Annotated in this window: 18 protein-coding genes; 9 read left to right on the forward strand and 9 right to left on the reverse strand. The window is 55.9% G+C overall.

Features of this window, described 5'->3' with window-relative positions; all coding sequences use genetic code 11:
• Positions 1-45 precede the first annotated feature (45 nt).
• From LW884_03320 to LW884_03340, 5 genes are all read left to right on the forward strand, one after another.
• Positions 46-1,437, forward strand: a complete 1,392-nt coding sequence (locus LW884_03320; GenBank protein ID MCE3007362.1) for a methylmalonyl-CoA mutase family protein — start codon at positions 46-48, stop codon at positions 1,435-1,437.
• Positions 1,438-2,010, forward strand: a complete 573-nt coding sequence (locus tag LW884_03325; GenBank protein MCE3007363.1) for a phosphatase PAP2 family protein — start codon at positions 1,438-1,440, stop codon at positions 2,008-2,010.
• 336 nt (positions 2,011-2,346) lie between these two features.
• Entirely contained in the window at positions 2,347-3,309 is a 963-nt protein-coding gene (locus LW884_03330; GenBank protein MCE3007364.1) for a peptidoglycan DD-metalloendopeptidase family protein, read from the forward strand.
• Positions 3,310-3,321: 12 nt separating this feature from the next.
• The gene (locus tag LW884_03335) at positions 3,322-3,825 is read left to right on the forward strand and encodes a hypothetical protein (protein MCE3007365.1); all 504 of its coding nucleotides are present in this window, start codon (positions 3,322-3,324) and stop codon (positions 3,823-3,825) included.
• 18 nt (positions 3,826-3,843) lie between these two features.
• Complete coding sequence (locus LW884_03340; protein MCE3007366.1) at positions 3,844-5,382, forward strand: hypothetical protein; 1,539 nt, start codon at positions 3,844-3,846, stop codon at positions 5,380-5,382.
• On the opposite strand, the gene LW884_03345 is transcribed toward LW884_03340, so the two are convergent.
• The 4 genes from LW884_03345 to LW884_03360 form a co-directional block, all read right to left on the reverse strand.
• Entirely contained in the window at positions 5,336-6,646 is a 1,311-nt protein-coding gene (locus LW884_03345; protein ID MCE3007367.1) for an O-antigen ligase family protein, read from the reverse strand. The genes LW884_03340 and LW884_03345 overlap by 47 nt on opposite strands.
• A gap of 134 nt (positions 6,647-6,780) precedes the next feature.
• Entirely contained in the window at positions 6,781-7,725 is a 945-nt protein-coding gene (locus LW884_03350; GenBank protein ID MCE3007368.1) for a hypothetical protein, read from the reverse strand.
• A 39-nt stretch (positions 7,726-7,764) separates the two neighbouring features.
• Complete coding sequence (locus LW884_03355) at positions 7,765-9,222, reverse strand: O-antigen ligase family protein (protein MCE3007369.1); 1,458 nt, start codon at positions 9,220-9,222, stop codon at positions 7,765-7,767.
• Positions 9,219-10,151, reverse strand: a complete 933-nt coding sequence (locus LW884_03360; protein MCE3007370.1) for a hypothetical protein — start codon at positions 10,149-10,151, stop codon at positions 9,219-9,221. The genes LW884_03355 and LW884_03360 overlap by 4 nt, the downstream gene beginning before the upstream one ends.
• 114 nt (positions 10,152-10,265) lie before the next feature.
• Here LW884_03360 and LW884_03365 point away from each other — a divergent pair, with 114 nt between their 5' ends.
• The 4 genes from LW884_03365 to LW884_03380 are packed head-to-tail and all read left to right on the forward strand — an operon-like array spanning position 10,266 to position 14,994.
• On the forward strand, positions 10,266-11,678 hold the full coding sequence (locus LW884_03365; GenBank protein ID MCE3007371.1) for a lipopolysaccharide biosynthesis protein: 1,413 nt from the start codon (positions 10,266-10,268) through the stop codon (positions 11,676-11,678).
• A gap of 20 nt (positions 11,679-11,698) precedes the next feature.
• Positions 11,699-12,820, forward strand: coding sequence for a glycosyltransferase family 4 protein (locus tag LW884_03370; GenBank protein MCE3007372.1), 1,122 nt, complete (start codon positions 11,699-11,701; stop codon positions 12,818-12,820).
• 33 nt (positions 12,821-12,853) lie between these two features.
• The gene (locus LW884_03375) at positions 12,854-14,011 is read left to right on the forward strand and encodes a DegT/DnrJ/EryC1/StrS family aminotransferase (GenBank protein ID MCE3007373.1); all 1,158 of its coding nucleotides are present in this window, start codon (positions 12,854-12,856) and stop codon (positions 14,009-14,011) included.
• Positions 14,012-14,034: 23 nt separating this feature from the next.
• Positions 14,035-14,994: a hypothetical protein gene (locus LW884_03380; protein ID MCE3007374.1), complete on the forward strand. Its 960-nt coding sequence runs from the start codon at positions 14,035-14,037 to the stop codon at positions 14,992-14,994.
• Positions 14,995-15,203: 209 nt separating this feature from the next.
• Here the strand turns inward: LW884_03380 and LW884_03385 are convergent, their stop codons facing one another.
• The 5 genes from LW884_03385 to rlmD all read right to left on the reverse strand — a co-directional run bounded on the left by LW884_03385 (position 15,204) and on the right by rlmD (position 22,270).
• On the reverse strand, positions 15,204-16,031 hold the full coding sequence (locus LW884_03385; GenBank protein MCE3007375.1) for a DUF3825 domain-containing protein: 828 nt from the start codon (positions 16,029-16,031) through the stop codon (positions 15,204-15,206).
• Positions 16,032-16,047: 16 nt separating this feature from the next.
• Positions 16,048-18,927: a translation initiation factor IF-2 gene (gene infB, locus LW884_03390; GenBank protein MCE3007376.1), complete on the reverse strand. Its 2,880-nt coding sequence runs from the start codon at positions 18,925-18,927 to the stop codon at positions 16,048-16,050.
• Positions 18,928-18,947: 20 nt separating this feature from the next.
• The gene (gene nusA / locus LW884_03395) at positions 18,948-20,216 is read right to left on the reverse strand and encodes a transcription termination factor NusA (GenBank protein ID MCE3007377.1); all 1,269 of its coding nucleotides are present in this window, start codon (positions 20,214-20,216) and stop codon (positions 18,948-18,950) included.
• 9 nt (positions 20,217-20,225) lie between these two features.
• Positions 20,226-20,696: a ribosome maturation factor RimP gene (locus LW884_03400; GenBank protein MCE3007378.1), complete on the reverse strand. Its 471-nt coding sequence runs from the start codon at positions 20,694-20,696 to the stop codon at positions 20,226-20,228.
• A gap of 179 nt (positions 20,697-20,875) precedes the next feature.
• Positions 20,876-22,270 (reverse strand): 23S rRNA (uracil(1939)-C(5))-methyltransferase RlmD, encoded by a 1,395-nt coding sequence (gene rlmD / locus LW884_03405; GenBank protein MCE3007379.1) that lies wholly within the window; start codon positions 22,268-22,270, stop codon positions 20,876-20,878.
• Positions 22,271-22,651: the final 381 nt, after the last annotated feature.

The following is a 22,651-nucleotide window of genomic DNA, read 5'->3' on the forward strand; positions in this document are numbered from 1 at the left end:
CAGCAGCATCCTGCACAACTATCATTGATGCTTATATTTGCCTGAATGAAGGCTGCGGAAGATTTATACGCATTGGACACCCATTTTGATACAGCAACGCTGGCCGACTGGAAGCGGCAGATAGAGCTGGAGCTGAAGGGCGGGCAGTATTCCGACCGCATGCACTACCGGCTACGCGGCGGGCTAGTGGCCGAGGCAGTCGGCCATCCGGAAACACAGGTCGTTACACCCGGCTACCTGGCGCCAGAGCGGGCAGACTGGGTGCTGCAGCAGTCCTTCGTATTAGCCGGAGACCTGGTTGCCCTCAATCGACTCATCCTGCAGCAGCTGGTACAGGGCACAGAGGCTATCTGCCTACGCCTGCCCTACCACGAGGCATTCCTGACCGAGCCTGAACGAGACTACCTGCCCATGCTGGAGACGGTGCTGAATGGCGTACTGCCCGGCTATATCGCCATTAGTTTTCACGCCGGTATGCAGGGCAGCTATGTGCTGGGCGCCTATATAAAATGGCTGCAGCAGCATGGGCACGACCCCGCCACCGTAACAGGCGCCTTCCTGTGGGACCCCTACACGCTGGCAGCCTGGAGTGGCCACTGGGACGACGCGGATGTGGAGCAGGCAAAAGACTTTGGGCTGAACCTGCAGCAAATGCTACCCGGATATAGCTGGCAGGCTGTAGACGGATATTTCTACAACGCCTGTGGGGCAACGGGCGTGCAGGAGCTGGCCTATGCCCTGTGCGCCCTGCTGGAGCTGGGGCAGCCCAACAGCGATAACCACCTGCACCTGAGGCTGGCAAGCAGCCGAAACCTGATGACCGAGGTGGCCAAGCTGCGGGCCGTACGCAGCCTGTGGCAGCGCCTGGCCCAGCAGTATCGGCCCGAGCTAACCGATACCCCCATACGGCTTACGGTAGTATCGGCCCTGTGGCCCCTGGCCCAGGCCGACCCGCACAACAACCTGGTACGCAACACCCTGCAGGCCATTGCCGGTGTGTGGGGCGGGGCAGATTATCTGGACCTACAGCCGTACAATCAGCTGAACGAGCTGAATGATGCCTTTGGGCTACGGCTGGCAAAAAACATACAGCTCCTGCTGAAGGAAGAAAGTCACCAGAACCAGGTGATAGACCCCACCGCCGGCTCTTACACACTGGAGCAGCTAACCCATGCCACCCTAGAGGCTGCACACCAGCTGGCAGCTGAGATACTGGCCACGGGCGGCCTGGCTACCAGGCTGAAGACAAGCAAGCTACAGAATGAAATGGCCGCCGAACGCGAGCGCCTCATTAGCCGCTTCGATACCGGCAGCGAGGTGATAGTAGGGGTAAACAAGTATAAAAGCGGCGAGGAACAGCCCGCACCAGTGCCCGCCTTCCGGCCTGCTGTAGCGCAGCCCAATATCGAGCGGATCACCCCAATTCGGCTGGGCTAAATGCTGGATGCCGCCCTACAGCTGGACCAAGACCTGATGCTGTGGCTAAACCGGCAGCATACGCCCCTACTCGACTCTTTCTGGTGGATTGTTTCGCTGAAATACACCTGGATCCCCCTGTACCTACTATTGCTGGTGCTGGCCATACGGCGCTACGGAAAGCGTAGCTGGATCCTGCTGCTCGGCTTTGGCCTCAGTGTGGGGGCGGCAGACTATGTGGCCAGCGGTGTGCTGAAGCCCGCTGTGGGGCGGGTGCGCCCCTGCCAGGAGCCACAGCTGGCAGATCGCATTCATACCGTACACGGATACTGCCGCAGTTCGCCCAGCTTCCCGAGCAGCCACGCCGGAAACAGCCTGTGCGTCCTGCTACTCAGCCTCTATTTCTTTGCCAGGCAGTACCGCTGGCTCATCCCCATTGTGATGCTGTACTGCCTGCTGCATAGCTATAGCCGCATCTATCTGGGGGTGCACTACCCGGGCGATATCCTGGGTGGCTGGCTAGTGGGCGGCCTGTGTGCGGGCCTGTGCACCCGGGTGCTAGCCCAAACAGGCAGACGCGCGCTGCGCGCTTAGGCAAAGCCCGTGTGCCGAAGCAAAGCCCAACATCGCATAAAAGTGCGCCGTTGCAAGGCAGCTACACACCCCAAAAGCACGATAATTGCACAATAAGCATGCAGCCCGTTTGTAACTTTTGTGTTAAAAACTCGTTACACCTATTGATATATATGATAGAAAACAGGTAACTAGATAAAATACAAAATATTGGATATCAGTAAATTACATAAAAAATCTACGTATCGCCCAAATGCCTTCCAGCTGAAAAAGGTGAAAGATTGTTAAAAAGCCGTCTTGATCCATTTCGACAAGGGAGGCATTTAGCCTAAAGTGCTACCTTTGCGAGAGTTTAAGATGGAAAAGATATATATTCTATTCAGTATCATGCTGTTGGGCTGGGCCCAAGCGCAGCCCGCTTCGGAATCCGGGCGCCAGATACCACATGCCGAGAATCGCGCATTTTTGCTGGACTCTGCCAGTAGCGAGCTGCTGGGCTATCAGCCAAACCATTTCAGTGGCAGTGGCTTGTTTGAAAAAGCCGGAGGCACTTATGTGGCCGATAGCTTTCAAACATCGGCCTTTCAGAACAAAATACTCGACTATTATCACCACGATGTTACCAGCCTGAGCGATACATTCGAGTTTTCGCTTATAGACCCCCATACCGGAGCATCCAAATTCGTTTTCCCGATCAAGGGGCGCGTAAGCAGCGGCTTCGGCCCACGCTATTTCTGGGGCTACCACTTTCACTATGGTACCGACATCACCCTGCAGCGCGGCGACAGTGTGGTAGCTGCTATGGACGGTACCGTGCGCATTGTGCGGGTAGACCGCTGGGGGTACGGCAACTTTGTAGTCATCACCCACGATAACGGCCTGGAAACACTCTATGGCCACTTGGATAAATCGCTGGTACTGGAGGGTCAGCCCATAAAAGCCGGAGAGCTGGTAGGCCTGGGTGGCAGCACCGGGCGTAGCTCTGGCCCGCACCTGCACTTCGAGTTTCGCTTCATGGGCGAGCAGTTCGACCCGGAAAAGGTATGCTCCTTTGAAGACGGACAACTAAAATGCAGCAAGATCCAGCTAGACCGAAACTGGTTTCGCCATCTGGGTGGCAAAAACTATGCCTCGGCTGCAAAGGTTGCCAATCCGGCTGCCATAGGCACCGGCGGTGCCGTGTATCACACCATCCGCCCGGGCCAAAACCTGGGCCTGATAGCCCGGCAATACAACACCAGCGTAGAGAGCCTGTGCCGCCTGAATGGCATCACGGCCCGGACGACCATCCTGGCTGGCAAAACCCTGCGCGTTAAGTAGGTGGCATCCCCAATGCGGCTTCTGCTTGTATGTACCTGTGCACTGGCAGTAGCCGCCTGTGCCCAAAACGACAGCGACCCACAGTCGGGCAAGGAATCCATAGCTAAAGCAGGAAAAGAAAAAACTTCGTCAGCTATTGCGGATGTACCCACTGCGAGCCGGGCATTCTGTACCTGCAACCGGCGGGTAATAAACAAGAACATACCCCGGATGCAGGCCATGCAAGATGATCCGGTAGAGCAGATACCGGCCGCCCAGATGGCCGAAGCCATGAAGGCAGCGATGGCCGTGGGCGAGGATCTGCGCCTTGGGCTCGACTCCTGCCGCAGCCAGCTGGCCCACTTCATCCGCCGTGTAGAGCAAGACACCACACTGGCACGGAATTTTGGCGAAGCCCTGGAAGCCTGCATGGAACCCATTTTGAAAAAGAACAAGGCGGCCCTGGAAGCCTACGACCAGTATCTGGATAAGCTAAGCCAACGCCAGCACCAAGTGCTGGAACAGTTAAGCAAGTAAGGCCTATCTTTGCCGGCCATGCATATACCCAAGATCTCGCTGCCACTTTGGCTCGCACTTGTAGCCCTGCTGCCTGGTGTAGCCTGGGCACAGCAGGGCAATGAAATAGAGATCCTGAACGCGGATGTGCTAACCGTGACGCAAACCCCCAATGGTGAGGTGCGGCAGATGACCGGTAATGTAGCCATGAAGCAAGACAGCACCTATCTGTACTGCGAGCTGGCCTACCAATACCCAGACCGCAATACCGTAGAGGCGCAGCAGAATGTGCGTATCGTAATGCAGGATGTAACCCTGTATGCAGACCGTGCCACCTACGACGGAAACACCCGCATTGCCCGCTGCGAGGGGAACATCCGCCTGGTGCGCGGGGGGGCCGTGCTGCGCACACAGCGCCTTACCTACTACCGAGACCCCGCCTATGGCTACTACGACACCGGCGGAACGCTGACAGACAGCAGCAATGTGCTGACCAGCCAGTATGGCTACTTCTACACCCGCGAGGATCGGGCGCTATTCAAGCAACAGGTGGTGTACCGGGCCGGAACGGACTATGTACTAACCACCGATAGCCTGCGCTACCAGGTGGATAGGGACGTGGCGTACTTTGTAGATGCCAGCCGGGTGCGCAGTACGGATAGCCTGCAGCACATGTATACCGAGCGGGGCTGGTATGATGCCCCAAACAAGGAGATGCTGCTGTGGCAAAACACCTGGTATCAGGACACCAGCTATACCCTGGCTGCCGACACCCTGTACTACCACCATGCGCAAGACAGTGGCTGGGCCCACTGCCACATACAGGTGTGGCAGAATGACACTTCTGCCTTTCTGGGAGCCGAACGGGCAAGATTCCTGCAGAAAGCGGGCAAGCTGTGGCTGTGGGAAGACCCCTGGATGCTGCAGTTTCAGGCCAATGACACCCTGGCCCTGTACGCCGACACGCTTTTTGCGCACGAGGACAGCACGGCGGGCATACACCTGCTAGAGGGCTACCACAATGTGCAATTTCGCACACCACAGCTACAGGCGCGCGCACACCACCTGCGCTACAACCGGGCCGACTCCAGCATCACCCTAAGCCAAGACCCCGTAAGCTGGAGCCAGGAGAACCAGGTAAGTGGAGATACCCTACAGATCTGGCTACGCAACCAGCAGCCCGACAGTATGCGCGTGCAGCAAAACGCCTTTATGATCTCGCGGGCCGATAGCAGCCAGTTTTTTAACCAGATAAAGGGGCGAGAAGTGCGCGCACGGTTTCGGAACCGCCAGCTGTACTGGATGCAGGTGGAGGGGAACGTGGAAACCATCTACTACGTAGACGACGATAAGGGAGCCCTAATCGGGATGAACCTGGCGTACTGTGCTCGCCTGCAAGCCTGGTTTTCCGACAGCAAGCCGATCCGGATGAAGATGGAGCAGCACCCAAAAGGCACTTTTTTCCCTATCCACGAGGTGTACCTGAACCCCCGTACGCTGGACGGCTTTCGCTACCGCGTTTCGGAGCGGCCTACAGACTACCTGCTGCCTGCCGGTGCTGCACATCCAGCCGAATAAGCATGGCCAGAAGAAAATAGTATAGGAGGCCTACCTTGTTATTCTCCACCAGGTCGTTTAGCACCAGATGCGTGAGAAAAACCACCATGGTAAGTAAGAGGCACATTAGCAGCGTACGACTGAAGGGAGATACAGCCTGTCGGTACAGGTAGCCACCCCGGGCGAAGAAATAAAAAATGCCCGCCAAAAACAGAAGCAAGCCAGGGATGCCCTGCTCGGCAGTAATCATAAGGAAATAGTTGTGTGTGGTGCTGCGCTCGGGATTGTCGCTCACGTAGGTGCGAAAAGCCTCTACCGAGTGCGAAAAATAGGTGGGATAAAAGCTATCGGGCCCGGAGCCCAGCAGGGGGTGCTCGGCAATCATGCGCTTGGCAGCCACCCAGCGGTATACGCGCTCCATGCCGCTCACATCTCGCCCGCTAATCGTAGCCTCCAGGTGCTGGTCCAGCCGGTCGTGCATCACGGTTGTTTTGTACTCCGGGGCCAGCTGCAGGTAGTAGTTATCCTGTAGTAGCCACCCAATAAGGACCAGAAGCCCAACAAACAGTACAGGCAGCAGGCGGCCAATCCACCCACGGTGCACCAGCAGCGCCACCACTGGCAGCAGCAGGATGCTGAGCCAGCTGGCACGGGTGTAGCTAAAGAACGTGGCTGCCAGGGCTGCCAGCAGCAGCAGGCTGCCGCGCACCCCCACCCCACCCCGCTGCCGCTGCCAGCTGCGCAGGCACCAGGCCATGGGCACTAGCAGCGCTGCCCCGCAGCCATACAGCACATGGTTGTGGTAGAAGGGCACAACCGCCGGATTGATCTCCTCCCAGGCAAAGCCGTGCAGCCCATGCCGCACCGTTACATACACCATGACCGCCAGCATGCCCATTCCGTAGAGCACCCACATATTGCGGTAGTGTGCCTGCCGCTGCAGGTACAGGTAGGGCAGCCCTACACAGGCCAGCAGGAACCACAGCTTCTGGATCAGGTACTTTATGCTGGCCATGGGGCTCTCGCTCACCACGGTGCTAGCCATGGCCCAGCCAAATTGCAGCAGGAGGATAAACACCAGCGGATGATACCAGAAGCTGCTGCGCAACCCGCGCCCGGCCAGCGTGAGCAGCAGCACCAGGGCGGATAGGACCAGCAGCAGGAGTTCTACTGGCAGGTCTATCATCAGCTGCTTGCCATCCAGCGGATACTCCATAGAAAATGGAATGCTCAGGCAGAGCAACAGCAAGAGCAGCCCATAGTCTGCCAGCATGGCTAAACTCAAAATAATTGCTAAGGGTACCGCCAAAAAAACTGCCTTCTCGGTAGAGATTGCCCCAAAAAGGCTAAGGCACCAGATGCAAGCAAGAAGATAGGATAAACTTCTTCTTGTAACCAGTGGCCGTAGCGAATCAAAATTCATAAAGTGGCCGTATTCAGGGACCCACCATAGTAGGTAAACCCCCAAGCCACCAGAAACATTAAAATAAATGTACCCAGTGTAGCTCCCAGAATGATCATCAATCGATCGGGACCGTACTTACGCTGAGGGGCTACACCCGGCTGTACTACGTAAGAGGCACTTGCTTGAGAATCTATCAATGCTTGAATTTCGCTTAGTCTTCGCTTATTCTGGATTAGATCCACATTCAGGCTAAGCAATTGGTTGTTCAAATCACGTATGCCAAGTGCTTCTGCCTGGCTACGCGCGCCTACTATGCTGTAGCGTGTGAACACTGCATGCGGGTTTCTTTCTACCAAACCAGAAAGCGCAAGTGTAAGACTATCGATCTCTCTACTCAGCGCAACCACGGATCGCATGTAGCCCTTTCGTCTTTCCTGATTTTCCTCTCTGCTAATCTTTTGATAGGCAGCATCTGCAAAGGCTGCATGTGTATTTACGACAGTGGCAGCCATCTGTGGGTCTTTGTCAACGACAGATATTTCTACCGCAGTGGATTCTACTTCGGCAACACTTACTTTCTTATCCCATTCCTCCCGCAGCTCTTCCTGATAGCCAAGCTCTGTAGTATCAATCTCCCAATGTAATTTTAAATTCAAGGCATTCATTGTCATGATTATAGTCTCATTGCTCAGGGCTACATCGTGTAGCTGTGCAACATGTGATTCATCACCAAAAACATCATATATCCGACCCTCCTCCTCTTCAGAAAAAATAGTTGAGCTCTCGTTAGATCTTGTATTATATGGGATGATAATGGTTGAAGCTATATAGTAGTCATCAACCAAATAGACTGCGATAGTTGCCAGTATGGATGCGGCAATTGTAACTAAAAAAATCCATATCCGCCAAAGTCGGAAAATTCTAAGAGCAAACAAAAAAGGATGATTCTCTACTACCATAAATTTGTAAAAAAGAAGCAAAAAATCTAAACACCCGTCCTATTCACTGTAGGCAGATTCGCGCATCTTAAGCTGAATATCTACACGAACCAGCATTCCTATGAGTAAATAATACAAAATCCCAATCTTATTGTTTTCTACTAGATCATTCAGAAATTGATGCGATATAAATACAACCATAAGCATAATCATAGCAAATAGCAGTGTCCTATAGAAAGGCTCTTTTGCACGTAGATATAGCCTATAGCTACGGTAGAAAAAGTACAGTAAGCCAATCAGAAAGAGTAGTAAGGCGGGAATACCTTGCTCTGCTGTCAGCATCAAAAAGTAGTTGTGGGTGGTGCTGCGTTCCGGATTGTCGCTCACATAGGTACGAAAGGTCTCTACCGAGCGGGAAAAGTAGGTGGGATAAAAACTATCTGGGCCAGAACCTAACAGGGGTCTCTCCTCAATCATTCGCTTAGCAGCAACCCATCTATAAATGCGTTCCATCCCGCTCAGATCCTTACCACTCATAGTGGCCTCCAAGTGCTGATCCAGGTCCCAGTGCATCACGGTTTTGTCAAAGTCTGGGGCATACTCTAAATACTGATTGTCCCGCAGCAGCCAAACGACAAGCACGACAACAAAAACCAGAACAAAGGCGAGCATATGTACAAAAAGCCGGGTGCGTACTAGCAGAACCACGGCTAGCATCAAGAAGAGGCTAAGCCAGCTGGCACGGGTGTAGCTAAAAAGTGTAGCTAGCAGGGCCATGGATAACAATATAATCGGGAAGATTGTCTTTTCACCTTGCTGGCGACGCCACAAAAGGAGAGCCCAAGCTATTGGTACCAGCATGGCAGCTGCGCAGCCGTAGAGGACATGGTTTATGTAGAAGGGACGTACATGTATATTAATGTCATCGCCCCATGCAAAGCCCGCCATTCCATGACGAATAGTGCTAAGAACCAAAACAATAAGCAGTCCCAGCGCGTAGGTAGCCCACAGGCTCTTGTAGCGCCCTGGTTCCCTCAGATATAGATAAGGAAGTCCTACACACGCAAGTATGAACCAGCCCTTTTGAATCAGATACTTCAAGCTTGCGCCAGGCAAATCGCTGCCCATAGTGCTGGCTATAGACCAGATGAGCTGAAGTAGAATGATGAGAACGAGCGGATGAGACCAAAAGTCAACCTTTAGGCCGCGTCTAGCGAGGCTAATCGCGACTACCATTGCAGATAACATGAGAAGCAATGGCTCCACCGGAACATCCAGCATCAGCTCATTGCCCACTAGCGGTACCTCAATAGAGAAGGGAATGCTAAAAAAAAGGAGCAATAAAACCAGTCTATAATCAGCCAGGAGAAGCAACGTAAGCATGCTGCCCAAAGGCAAGACTAACAGCAAAGACTCCTTAAGTAGAATAGCTAGAAACAAACCGACTAACCATAAACCCGTAACCATCCACATCAGGTTACGTTTGGCCGTCTGAAAAGCACTTGGTAGAAGCCTCATGCCCCAGGCTGGATCACTAAGCGCCGGTAATAGTACTTGCCGCAGGCTATAAGAAGCATAAGAAAGAATGTGGCAGCAGTAGCGCCCAGAATAATCAGGGTACGCTGCGGGCCGTATTTTATCTCTGCTTTCTCCCCTGGCTGAACCACTAGCACACTGCGTATATCGCCTTTAATAGCAGCTTCCACCTCATTGGTTCGGCGTATATTTTCGGCCAGACTAGTATTCAATACGCCCAACTGGGTAACCAAAGCAAAAATACGCACGGCATCCTTGGAGCTCCCAGCACCCACTACCCCAAACTCTTGTACCTGGGCTCGAGGGTTTCGTTCCAGGACTACGTCTAGTATTTTAGTGAGGCTATCTAACTCTTTGCGGAGACCGAGCACATTTTTCTTATAAATTGAAAGTTCCTTATAGTTATTTTTTTCAATTCCTTCCTTGAAAGCCCGATCAATAAACCACGCATGTGTATTCACGATCTTGGCCGCCATTTCAGGATCCTCGTCTTCTGCAAGAATTTCTAAAGCACCGTAATCATCGCGACGAATGGTTACATGCTTGTCCCATTTTTTATAAAGCTTGTCCTGGCTATTTTCTTTGCCCTCTAGCTCCCAGTGCGACATCAGCTTTAGTTCCTTCACCGTGCGGTCTATGGTCTTTCTACTCATGCCCAGACTCACTATCCGATCTACATCTGCTTTCTCACCAAACACATCATAAACCGCTTCGTCAAAAAAGAGTGTACGTGGGTCGCTTGTCTTTGGGCTATAAGGAAACAGTACTAACCTAGAGCGGTAATAATCATTGACGAGCAATACAACAACAGTAGCTACAATGGCGCTTAAAAGGGTGATGCCTAGGATCCACCTACGCCCTTGCCTAAAGGCATCGATGACAAACAGCAGACTAATTTCGGGTTTTGACATGGCGGCAAAGATAAGGAGTCAATTTTTAACGAGGCCATTGGCTGAACAGATTACCGTAAAAGCCGTGTTTTTTTTTCAACGTAGCTGGCTAATTTCTAGTTTAGCGGGCTGAATATGAGCGTCAGATCCTCACTACTAGGTAACATTGGCATCATTGTGGTGCTGAATCTGCTAACCAAGCCGATATGGGTGGTTACCGAGAACCTGGTGCAGAATGCCCTGGGGCATACGGTGTGGGGGGGCTACGGGGCCATCCTGGGTTTTACCCTGATCGTGGGGGCGCTGGCAGAGCTGGGGGTAAACCAGTACTGCACCAAGACCCTGAGTCATCAGCCCGAGAAGTATGAGCGTCTATTCCCCTATTTCTGGGGCATAAAGCTTGTCACGGGATTGCTGTACTTTACCCTGCTGCTGGGTTTGGGGTGGGCATTGGGCTATACGCAACAGATCGGCCTGCTACTTGGCATAGGGTTTGCCCAGTGGATCATAGGGCTAGTGGCGTTCTTTCGCGCGCTCATGCAGGCACGGCACGACTTCAAGCTGGATGCGCTGGCAGGGGTATTAGACAAGACACTCTTACTATTGCCGGTTTTATTCCTGCTAGCGGTTGGGATAAGTATTCATAGCTTCATAGCAGCCGTACTAGGTACCAGTCTTTTTAGCTTGGTTCTTTTTGGTGGCTGGGCACTGCGCCGCTATGGCTGGGTGCGGCCCCGCCTGAGCCTGCCCCAGCTGCGCAGCATACTTGGGCGTAGCAGCCACTTTGCCCTCATCTTCCTGCTCTTCATGAGCCTGGAGCGCCTGAACCTGGTACTCGTAGAGCGCTGGGCAGGCGAGGAGGCCAACGGGCTGTACCAGGGTGCCTACCGCTTCTTCAGCATGTTTCAGATGTACCTGTGGACCGTGCTGCCCATCTTCTACGCCAAGTTTGCCCGAAACCACCTGGATGCAGCCCCCGAGCAGCAGCGCCTTTTCAATACCGGCCAGGGCGTGGTGGCCGTGCCCATGCTGTGGATCTTCCTGGTGCTGTGGCACGACAATGTCTTCCTCTTCGGCCTATTCAAAAACAGCAGCCCCGAACAGATCGGCCTAATGGCCGAAACCCTGCGGGTAATGTCTCTGGCCCTGCTTTTCAATTCGGTCTTCAACATATATAGCACCTATCTGACGGCATCGGGCCGGGAAAGGTACGTAAACCTGCTGCTGATACTGGCCATTCTTGTGGATGTGGTCGTGCTGCGTAGCTATGTAGGCGAGCTGGGGCCCGTGGCCGGTGCCTATGGGCTGGTGGCCGCCTTTGCCGTACTCTCGGTAGGCTTTGTGTACAGCCTGTGGCGTACCACCGTGCTCCGTCCGCCCCTGCTCCTGCTCCTGAAATTGCTGCTTGTGCTGGCACTGGGCCAGGGCGTATTCATGCTGGGCAATGCGCTGGATTTTTCCTGGGTACTCGTTAGCCTGGCCGCCGGGCTGGTCATGCTCGGGCTTAGCCTTGCGCTCAGGGTTATCGAACTCCGACTCCGCACCTAGCGCATATCCCCCCCCTACGCATGGAAATAGCCGTCAATACACGCTTTCTGCTACCAGGACGGATAGAGGGCTTGGGCAGATTTTCGCACGAGGTGCTGCGGCGCATGGTGCAGCAGCAGCCCGATGTAGTGTTTCACTTCTTCTTCGACCGGCCCTACGATGCCGACTATCTGTATGGGCCCAATGTAGTGCCCCATGTGCTCAGCCCCCAGGCGCGCCACCCCCTGCTGTACTACCTGTTTTTCGAGCACGCCGTACGCCGAAAGCTCAGCAGGCTGAATCCGGCTGTATTCTTCAGCCCAGATGGGTATCTGAGCCTGGCCAGCCGCCTGCCGCAGGTGCCGGTGTTTCACGACCTGGCCTATATGCACTATCCCCAGTATGTGGGGCCGGCACACCGCTGGCACTACCGCCACTTCTTCCCCCGCTATGCACAGAAGGCTGCGCACATCCTTACCGTCAGCAGCTATTCCAAAGCCGACATCGTGCAGTACTTCCGGGTGCCCGAGTCGAAAGTAACCGTGTGCCACAACGGTGCCGGCGAGGTGTTTCGCCCCCTGGGCGAGGCCGAACGCGAAAAAGCCCGCGCGGCATTTGCCGAAGGCAAGCCTTACTTTCTGTACGTAGGCAGCATACACCCGCGCAAAAACCTGGAGAACCTGCTGCGAGCCTTCGAGCGCTTTAAGGAACAGACTGGCCACCCGGCCAAGCTGCTGCTGACCGGACGCAAAGCCTGGGATTTTGAGAACGTCATTCAGTTCTACACCCAGATGCGCCACCGGGACGATGTCTGCTTCACGGGCTATGTGGATGATGAAAGCCTGAATCAGCTACTGAATGGTGCCCTGGCACTGTGCTACGTAAGCCTGTTTGAGGGCTTTGGCCTACCTATCCTGGAGGCCTTCTGGGCCGAAACCGCTGTGCTGTGCAGCAACACGAGCAGCATGCCCGAGGTGGCAGGAGATGCCGCACTGCTGGCAGACCCCACCCTGCCCGAGCAGATAGCCCACCAAATGGAACAGCTGCTGGAGGCCGACCTGCGCCAGAGCCTGATTGCACGCGGACAGCAGCAGCGGCTACATTTCAGCTGGGATCAAACTGCACGTATCTGCTTCCATACCCTACAGCAGGTGGCCCGGTAGTAGTATATTTATCTCCCCTTACCCCCATCCCCCATGCAGGTTCCCTTTCACCGGCCCTGGCTCACGCACAACGAGGAGGAAGCCGTACTGCGCGTACTGCGCTCGGGCTGGCTGACCACCGGTGCCGAAACACAGGCCTTCGAGGAGGAGTTTGCCGCCTGGCAGGGCAGCGGAGAGGCCGTGGGTACCCTGAGCTGTACCACCGCCCTGGAAATCCTGCTGGCCAGCCTGCAGCTACCCCCAGGCAGCGAGGTCATTACCAGCAGCCTCACCTTTGCCAGCACAGCCCACGCCATTGTGCACCAGGGGCTAGTGCCGGTTTTTGCGGATGTGCTGCCCGGTACCCTGCTGCTAGACCCCGCATCTGTAGCACAGAAAATAGGCCCACGAACACGGGCACTGCTGCCCGTGCATGTGGGCGGCCATGCCTGCAATATGGAGGCCCTGGGTGAGCTAGCTGCCGATAGGCAGCTATACCTGGTAGAAGACTGTGCCCACGCACTGGAAGCACGCTGGCAGGGGCAGCCCCTGGGTAGCTTTGGCTATGGCGGGGCATTCAGCTTCTATGCCAATAAAAACATGACCACCGGCGAGGGCGGAATGGCCTGGGTGCAAGACCCAGCACTGGCAGCCCGGCTACGCCTGTGGCGAAACCATGGCCTGGACTACGATAGCTATGCACGCGACCGGCGGCCCGAGGGCCACTACCAGCAGTACGACATCCTGCTGCCCGGGTACAAGTACGCCATGTTCGACCTACAGGCGGCACTAGGCCGTGTGCAGCTGCGCCGCGTGACCCACATGCACCACAGGCGGCAGCTGCTGGCAGCGCGCTACCAGGCCGGGCTGGCACCCATAGCCACACTGGCACAGCCCCTGCTGCCAGATCCACGCTGCCAGTCGGCCTGGCATCTCTTTGTACTACGGCTAAACAGCGAGGCACTAACGGCCAGCCGAGACCAGATTGTAGCCGCCATACGGCAGGCAGGGGTGGGCCTTAGCATCCACTTCAAGCCCGTGCACCGCTTCAGCTACTACCAGCAGCTAGGCTGGCTGCCCGGAGATGTACCACAGGCCGAGGCCATGCATGCATCGGTCTGCTCGCTGCCCCTGTTTCCGGCTATGACAGAGGCCGAGCAGGACTTTGTGATCCAAACCGTGACCCGCATCCTGAAGCAATATGCCCGCTAGGGCCCATCGGCAAACAATCGCCTATGCCCACACAGTTGAACAAAATGATCCGGAAACCCCTGGATGTGGCCCTCAATGAAGAACGAAACTGGTTCTTCTTTGTCCGGCGCATCCCCCTCACCCGCCTATTCAGGCAGATGGCACCCTCTATGCTGGTGATCGGCGCGTATACCTTTGGGATCATCTATCTACAGAATGCCTATATCCAGTTTCAGTTTACCATCAGCCCTACCGTACATAGCCTGTTGGGCATCACCCTGGGCCTGCTACTGGTCATCCGGACAAATACGGCCTACGACCGCTTCTGGGAAGGCCGGAAACTGGCGGGTGCACTGGTAAACGCCAGCCGGAACCTAGCGATGAAGCTAAGTGCCCTTGTGCCACAGGCCAGCGTGCAGGAGCGGCAGCAAGTGGCGGCACTTATCAGCAGCTTTGCCTACTGCCTGAAAGAGCACCTGCGCTATGGAACTAGCCTGGAGGAACTGACCGACCTGAGCGAACAGCAGCGGGCGGCCCTGCAGCAGCGCAGCCACCGCCCGAACCAGCTGGCACACTGGCTATACCAAGAGGTGTGGAAACTGCGGGCCGTGCACCTGCTTGAGACCGACCAAATGCTGATACTAGACAAGCAGCTGGAGCAGCTTACCGACATTACGGGAGGCTGCGAACGCATCCTGCATACGCCCCTGCCCGCTGCCTACAAGCTGCACCTGAAGATTTTCATCTTCCTCTACATCATTACGCTGCCTTTCAGCCTGATGAACGACCTGATCTATTTTACGGTACCCATTATCATGATCGTGTTTTATGCAATGGTAGGGCTGGAAATGATTGCTGAGGAAATAGAAAACCCCTTTGGAGCCGATGAGCACGACATCCCCATGGATGAGATCTGTGCGGATATCCGTACCGACGTACAGGAAATTCTCCTTCCGCAGCCCGGGCCAACCGATGACCCCCAGCCCGAAAAACCAGGCACCTGACCCCAACCACAAGAAGCTGGTGAAACGGAACCCCAACCTGGCCCGAAAGGCCAGCAAGGACCAAGGACGACGCAGGAAACCCTAACCTGGCCACAGCAGAACACCCAGCCACAGCTGGCACCACCGGGTGGAAAAGCACCGCAACAGGCCCGGGGAAAAAGCCTGGCCGCAAGGATGCTGGCGCAAGCCACAGGCTACAGAATGGCAAGCTAGATAGCCAACCAGCCCTCGGGCTTGGCAATCAGGCGGGCATTGATGTAGGCCTGCTCAAACGTAAGGATTGTACGGGCAGTATAGCCGTCCTCGCTCCTTAGCCGGTCCAGAATAAGCGCATAGCCAATTCGGCTGCGCGGAGAGATCATGAGCGGCAGCAGCAGCTGCAGGCGGCTCTCCTCCATGTAGTACATGGGCACGGCATAGCGATAGTTTCGGTGCAGGTGCTTGATAGCGAGCGATATGGCCCCCTGCAGCAGGATGCTACGTGTCTCGGGGGGTAGCTCCTGCAGCACATCGGGCAGCCGCTCGGGATATTCGTTGAAATGCGCGAGATTAAACGATACCGGCAGGTAGGGGTCCATTACCAGGCTGGGGTAGTCGCCATCTACAAAGTCTGCCATGGGGGGCACTTCATTGTTGAATGCCTGAGCCGCAATCTCGCGAAAACGGGGCATGCTGTAGGTGCCTGTACCAATACAGAACCAAGGAGAGCGTGCAATGGGGTTGGTATTGCGCTCGAAGAAGAACATGAGCTCCTCGCCCGTGTTGCGATCCAGCAGGCCTGTGTTAAACACACAGAAGTCGTTCTCCTCGCCCTTGTAATTAACCGCACGACCCTGATACAGGTAATACTCCTGGTCTTCCATCAGTTTCAGAAAGCTGAACTTGATGAAGTTGTTCAGAATTTCGTACTGGTCTCTCGGCCTGTTCGGAAAGTCCCACTTTTCAAACTGGGCTTGATTGGCCAGTATCCTCAGGTAATGGTTAAAATCTGGCTTTCCCTCCGGCCCGCGGAAAAAGGCAAAGTCATACAGATTCATTCCCTCTATTTCGCCACTACTCCAGGGTTCGCTTGACCTCCTTAGTGGTGTAACATTCGATGTTGTCTCCAACCTTTATATCGTTAAAGTTCTCTATTGATATTCCACATTCGTAGCCCTCTGCCACTTCCTTCACATCATCTTTGAAGCGCTTGAGTGCCAATATCTTCCCGTTGTACACCACTACGCCGTCCCGGATCAGGCGTACCAGATTATTGCGGGCTATGGTGCCATCTATTACCATACAGCCGGCCACGGCACCCACCTTGGAGATTCTGAATACATCCCGCACTTCCGCGGTTCCGGTTACCTGCTCTTCTATATCCGGGCTTAGCAGGCCCTCCATTGCATCTCGTATCTCATTGATAGCGTTGTAGATAACGCTGTAGAGGCGGATATCGATTTTCTCCTGGGCGGCCACCTTTCGTGCAGCGGCACTGGGGCGCACCTGGAAGCCGATAATCATGGCATTGGAGGCCGAGGCCAGCAGTACGTCGCTTTCGGTGATTTGGCCCACGCCTTTCATCACGATATTGACCGCTACTTCGTCTGTGCTCAGCTTGATCAGCGAGTCGGCCAGTGCTTCTACAGAGCCATCCACGTCGCCTTTTACAATCAGGTTTAGCTCTTTGAAGTCTCCTACGGCTGCCCGGCGCGCTATTTCCTCCAGGGTTACGTGCTTGGTCATGCGGATGCTCTGCTCGCGGCTCAGGCGCGCACGCTTGCCAGCCAGCTCACGGGCATCTCGGTCCGTTTCCATTACCTGAAACTTGTCTCCTGCCTGGGGCACCCCATCCAAGCCCAGTATCTGCACAGGCTTGCTGGGCCCGGCCTCTCCCACCTTGTGCTCGCGCTCGTCCAGCATGGCCTTTACACGTCCATAGTACTGGTTTGCCACGATTACATCCCCTATACGCAGGGTACCGGTCTGCACCAGGATGGTGGTTACCACACCGCGGCCCTTGTCCAGCTGTGCCTCTATCACCGTGCCCCGTGCGGGCCGGTCCGGGTTGGCCTTCAGCTCCAGCATGTCTGCCTCCAGCAGCACTTTTTCCAGCAGCTCCTCTACACCCGTGCCTTTTTTGGCCGATATCTCCTGGCACTGGTACTTGCCGCCCCAGTCCTCTACCAGCAGGTTCATTTCGGCCAGCTGGCTGCGTATCTTCTCGGGCTCTGCACCGGGCTTATCCACTTTATTTATAGCAAATACCATCGGCACCCCTGCTGCCTGTGCGTGGTTGATGGCCTCGCGGGTTTGGGGCATCACTTGGTCGTCTGCGGCTATGATGATGATGGCAATATCCGTAACCTGTGCACCCCGTGCACGCATGGCCGTAAAGGCCTCGTGGCCGGGTGTATCCAGGAAGGTGATGGAGCGTCCATCTGGCCGGGTTACCTCATAGGCACCTATGTGCTGGGTAATGCCACCGGCCTCTCCGGCTATTACATTTGCCTTGCGTATGTAGTCCAGCAGCGAGGTTTTGCCATGGTCTACGTGTCCCATCACGGTGATGATGGGCGAGCGCTCCAGCAGGGTTTCGGGGTCGTCCTCTGCGGCATCCTCCACATCCAGGGCTTCGTCTGCCGAGATGAAGTTTACGTGGAAGTCGAACTCATCTGCCAGCAGCAGGATCACGTCTTTGTCCAGCCGCTGGTTGATGGAGACGAACAGGCCTGCCTCCAGGCACTTGGCTATCACCTGGTTTACGCTTACGTCCATCAGGCTGGCCAGCTCATTGGCGGTGAGGAACTCGGTTACCTCCAGCACATTTGCGCTGTCCATTATCTCCATCTCGCGCTGCTCCCGCTGCAGGGCACGCTTGTCGCGCTTGTCGCGGCGGGCTATCTGGCGCTTGCGGCCTGTACCCCGGCCCAGCTGGGCCATGGTGTTGCGTATGTTGGACTGTACATCCTTGCCGGAAACTTCTTCGCGGCGTGGGGCCGTGCCACGGCTTCCGCCCTGGCCAGCGCCGGATCCGCCGCCGGGGCCACTGCCTGGGCCTGTGGGCTTGCGGGTGCGCTTCCGCTTCCGCTTGCTTGCGTCATCTGCCTTGTCCGCAGCAGCCTTGTCTGGTGCCTTTTCCTCTTTGGTGGTGTAGATGGCTTCTTTCTTGCGGGGCCGGTCTGTGGGCAGCTCTATCTTGCCCATCACCTTCAGGCCCTGTAGCTTGGGGGCATGGTCCTTGGCGCGTATGGTCTCTGCCACCTCGGCTTCGGCTGGCTTCTCGGCCTCCATGGCCGGTGCTGTGGCCATGTCTTCTTGCACAGCTCGCACAGGCTCCGTAGCCTGGGGCACTTCTGGCGTGGGCTGCGTAGCCGGCAGCTCTACTGGGGCTTCCGTCTTTGCACCTTTTGCCTCTACCGGCTCCGGCTTGGCAGGCTTTTTCTTTTTGTCGAACTGCGACAAGTCGATCTTCCCTACCACCTTCAGGCCGGGCTTTTCCGGTTCTGCCGGCTCCACTGGTACTTCTGTGGGTGTCTCGGCCTTTTCGGTGTTGGGCGCTTCCACCTCCACAGCCTTGGCTACCTGTGGGGCTACGCGCTCGGCAGGCTCCTCCTTTGCTGTTTCGCGCACCGTGGTTAGCACATTGGTGCGCAGCTGGGCGGCAGTTAGTATTTCCTGCTCCTTCTCGGGCTCTTGCTCCACACCCTCTTCGGGCAGAGCTGCCTTTTGGTCTCGCTGGAACTCGCGGATCTGCTCCACGCGCTCCTTCAGCTTTTTCTCTGACCCGAACTGGTTGAGCAGGGTTTCGTATATGTCAGCGGAAATCTTCTCGTTGGGATCGTTGGAGATGCTGTGGCCCTTGGCATTGAGAAAGTCTACCAGGGTGTTGCTCCCAACGTTTAACTCTTTGGCTACCTTAAACAGGCGATATGTTTTCTTTTCTACTGACATATATTGGCAAAGATAGTGCCTTAATCTTCAAATTCTTGCTGCAGGATTCGCTTTAATTCCACAATCACCTCGGCCTCCAGGTCTGTACGGCGCTCCAGTACTTCATTTTCCAGGCGCAGTACGTCTCGTGCCGAGTCGCAGCCAATGGCCTTGAGGGCATCCAGGATCCAGGGATCTATCTCGTCGGAAAATTCGTCCAGTTCCACATCCTCCTCTTCAGCCGGGTCGGCCTCGCGGAATATATCCAGCTCATAACCAGTTAGTTTGCTGGCCAATTTTACGTTTTGCCCGCCCTTGCCTATTGCCAGGCTTACCTGGTCTGCCTTTAGGTATACACTGGCCTGCTTTATGCTATCGTCCAGCACGATATTCGAAATTTTGGCTGGGCTTAGCGCACGGGTGATGTAGAGCTGTGCATTGTTGCTGAAGTTGATCACGTCGATGTTTTCATTCCGCAGCTCGCGCACAATGCCGTGTATCCGGCTGCCCCGCATGCCCACGCAGGCTCCCACGGGGTCTATGCGCTCATCATAGCTCTCTACGGCTACTTTGGCCCGCTCGCCGGGGTCGCGTACGATGCCCTTGATGTTGATAAGGCCGTCGTATATCTCGGGCACTTCCATCTCGAACAGGCGCTCGAGGAAGGTGGGCGAGGCACGGCTGATGATGACGCGGGGGGTGCCGTTTCGGCTCACCACATCCAGAATAACGGCGCGTATGGTGTCGCCCTTTTTGTATCGGTCTTTTGGGATCTGCTCGGCCTTGGGCAAGATAAGCTCATTGTCCTCGTGGATCACCAGGATTTCATTGCGCCATATCTGGTACACCTCGCCCACCACAATTTCGCCGATCAGCTCCTGGTAGTGGCTGGTTATCAGGCTTTTCTCCAGCTCCTTTATCTTCTGGGCCAGCAGCTGCTTTGCGCTGAGGATGGTGCGTAGGCCGAATTCGGCCAGGCTTACCACCTCGGCTACCTCGTCTCCCACCTCGTAGTCCTCGTCTATGGCCAGGGCTTCGCTCAGGGTAATCTGCGTGTTTTCGTCTTCGATGTCCGTGTCTTCCACAATCAGGCGCTCGCGAAATACCTGGATGTCTCCTTTGTCCACGTTCACGATGAGGTTGAAGTTCTCATCGGTGCCATACTTTCGGCGGATCATGGCACGGATTACCTCCTCCAGCACGCTCATCAGCGTAGCGCGGTCTATGTTCTTGAAGCGCGAGAACTCGCCCAGGCTCTCTACCAGGTCGCTTCTCTGATCTACAACGGGCGTTTTGGTGTTCTTAGCCATAAGAAAAATCTATGGAGTATAGTCGATGATTACTTTGGTTTCTTCCAGTTCGTCCAGGGCCAGTGTGCGGGGGGTTAGGCTGGGTGGATGCGGAGACTTGGGGTTGTACTTGGTTACCACACCCAGCTCCAGCTTATCTGTGCTTACCTGCAGCAGCTCGCCCTGTAGGCTTTGGCCGTCTTTCAGGCGAATCTTTACTTTTCGGCCCACATTCTTTGTATACTGGCGGTGCAGCCGCAGGGGCTCTCCCACACCGGGGCTGGCTACTTCCAGGGCTGCATCATAGGCATCGCCCATGTGTGCCTCCAGGGCTGCGCTCAGGGCCCGGTTCAGGTCCATACACTGCCCCAGGGTAATGCCGGGGTCGGTATCTACCACCAGCCGGATCGTTCCGCCATTTTCGCCCACCAGAGACACGACAAAGGCCTCCGGCAGTATCTGCGGTACCAGTTGGCGTATATGTGTGTGCAGGGCAGACATGATGGGCGAACTAAACGACCTGATAGCGGCGGGTACAGGGGCTGTTTTGAGCAAAAAAAGGAAGACGAAAAACAAGTGTGCGGCTGTGTAGATATGCAAAAAGAGGAGCTTTGGGCCCCCCTTTCGCTTCTTTACAGCCCACAAATGTAAGACATTTTTTGGGAAAACCAAAACACCCGCTATTCGGAGTGAATGCGCTGCAGGCGCACCACGTTTTCTACATGGGTAGTGTGGGGAAAGAGGTCGACCGGCTGCACGTAGTCTATGCGGTAGGCATGGGCCAGCAGGGCCAGGTCGCGGGCCTGGGTTCCGGGGTTGCAGCTCACGTAGAGGATGGTAGGGGGGGCCAGGGCCAGCAGGGCCTTGCACACCTTGGCATCCATGCCTGCCCGGGGTGGGTCGGCTATCACCACCTGGGGTTTGCCGTGCTGCTGCACAAAGCCTTCGTTCAGCACCTGGGCCATGTCTCCGGCCACAAAGGTGAAGCCCGACAGGCCGTTCAGCCTTACGTTCTCGCGCGCGTTGGCCACGGCCTCTTCTATGTACTCCACGCCCACTATCTTCTCGGCCTTGCTGCTTACGTAGATGCCAATGCTGCCGGCACCGCAGTACAGGTCGTACACCAGCGGGCTGTGTTCGGGCATCAGGTCATACACCAGCTGGTACAGCCGCTCGGCCTGGGCCGTGTTGGTCTGGAAAAAACTCTTGGGCCCGATGCGGAAGCGATAACGACCCAGCTGTTCCTCTATATAGGCCGGGCCGTGCACTGTGATGGGTACAAGGTCGTGGTAGCTGTCGTTCAGCTTGGTGTTAATCAGGTAGCCCAGGCTGGTAATCTGCGGAAACTCCGCCTGCAGGGCCTCCATCAGTCCATCCAGAAACGGGCCGGTTTCGGTAAGTAGCAGCATCACCATCAGCTGGCCCAGGCTGCTGCTGCGGATCAGCAGGTTGCGCAGTAGGCCTGTGTGGGCTTTTGGGCTGTAGTAGGGTGCCCCCTGCGCCTGTGCATAGCGGTGCACAAAGTTCCGGATGGCGTTGCCAGGCTCGGGCTGCAGGTGGCAGTGGTCAATGTGCACTACTTTTTCGAACACGCCGGGTACATGAAAGCCCAGCGCCCCATGCTGCTCAAACACCTGGCCACTGTCCACCTCGGCCTGCGTGAGCCAGCGCCTGCTGGCAAAGCTGTATTCCAGCTTGTTTCGGTAGCCATACAGCTGCTCGGCAGCCAATATGGGCTGCATGGGGGGCAGGCTTAGCCCCCCTATTCGGCTAAGGGCCTCGTGCACCCACTGCTGCTTGTGGTGCGCCTGGGTGGCATAGGCCACATGCTGCCACTTGCAGCCCCCACACACCTGAAAGTGCTGGCACACGGGCTGGGTGCGGTGCGGCGAGGGCTGCACAAAGGTGGCTATGCGGGCCTGCCACTGCTTTCGGCGCTTGCCCAGCACCTCTAGCCGCAGGTGGTCTCCCGGTACCCCCTGCTCTACAAAATACACACGGCCGTCTACCTTGGCCACCCCCCGGCCGTCGGTGGCCAGGTCTACAATCTCCACAGGGTCTTCTAGCTGCTGCATCTGGCAAATATAGGGCTTGGCGGGGCTAAAAATTGGGCAAACGCAGTTCATCTCCCACAAGTGGTGTATCCGGGCGTACCAGCACCTAGGGCAAGGATCACCACATCGCGATAGGCTAACGGACGGCCCAAGTGCATAGCCCTGCACACCCACCGTGCCGACAATTGGGCTGGCTACCGGATCAGCGTAAGCGTACGGACCAGCTCGCGCGTGCCGGGCTACAGGCCGCTGAGGGCGGTGGGTGGCACTACCCGTGCGGGGATTTGCTGCTAACACGCCCGGCGGGCAAACCCAAACAGGCGTGCGCTACCCCTTTTCATCCAATAGTCGCCAAAACCGCTTCTCCAATGTGTCTGTCAGCCCAATTAAATAGCGCGTAAC

It is taken from the genome of Bacteroidota bacterium, from assembly GCA_021300195.1.
Taxonomy (GTDB): domain Bacteria; phylum Bacteroidota; class Bacteroidia; order J057; family JAJTIE01; genus JAJTIE01.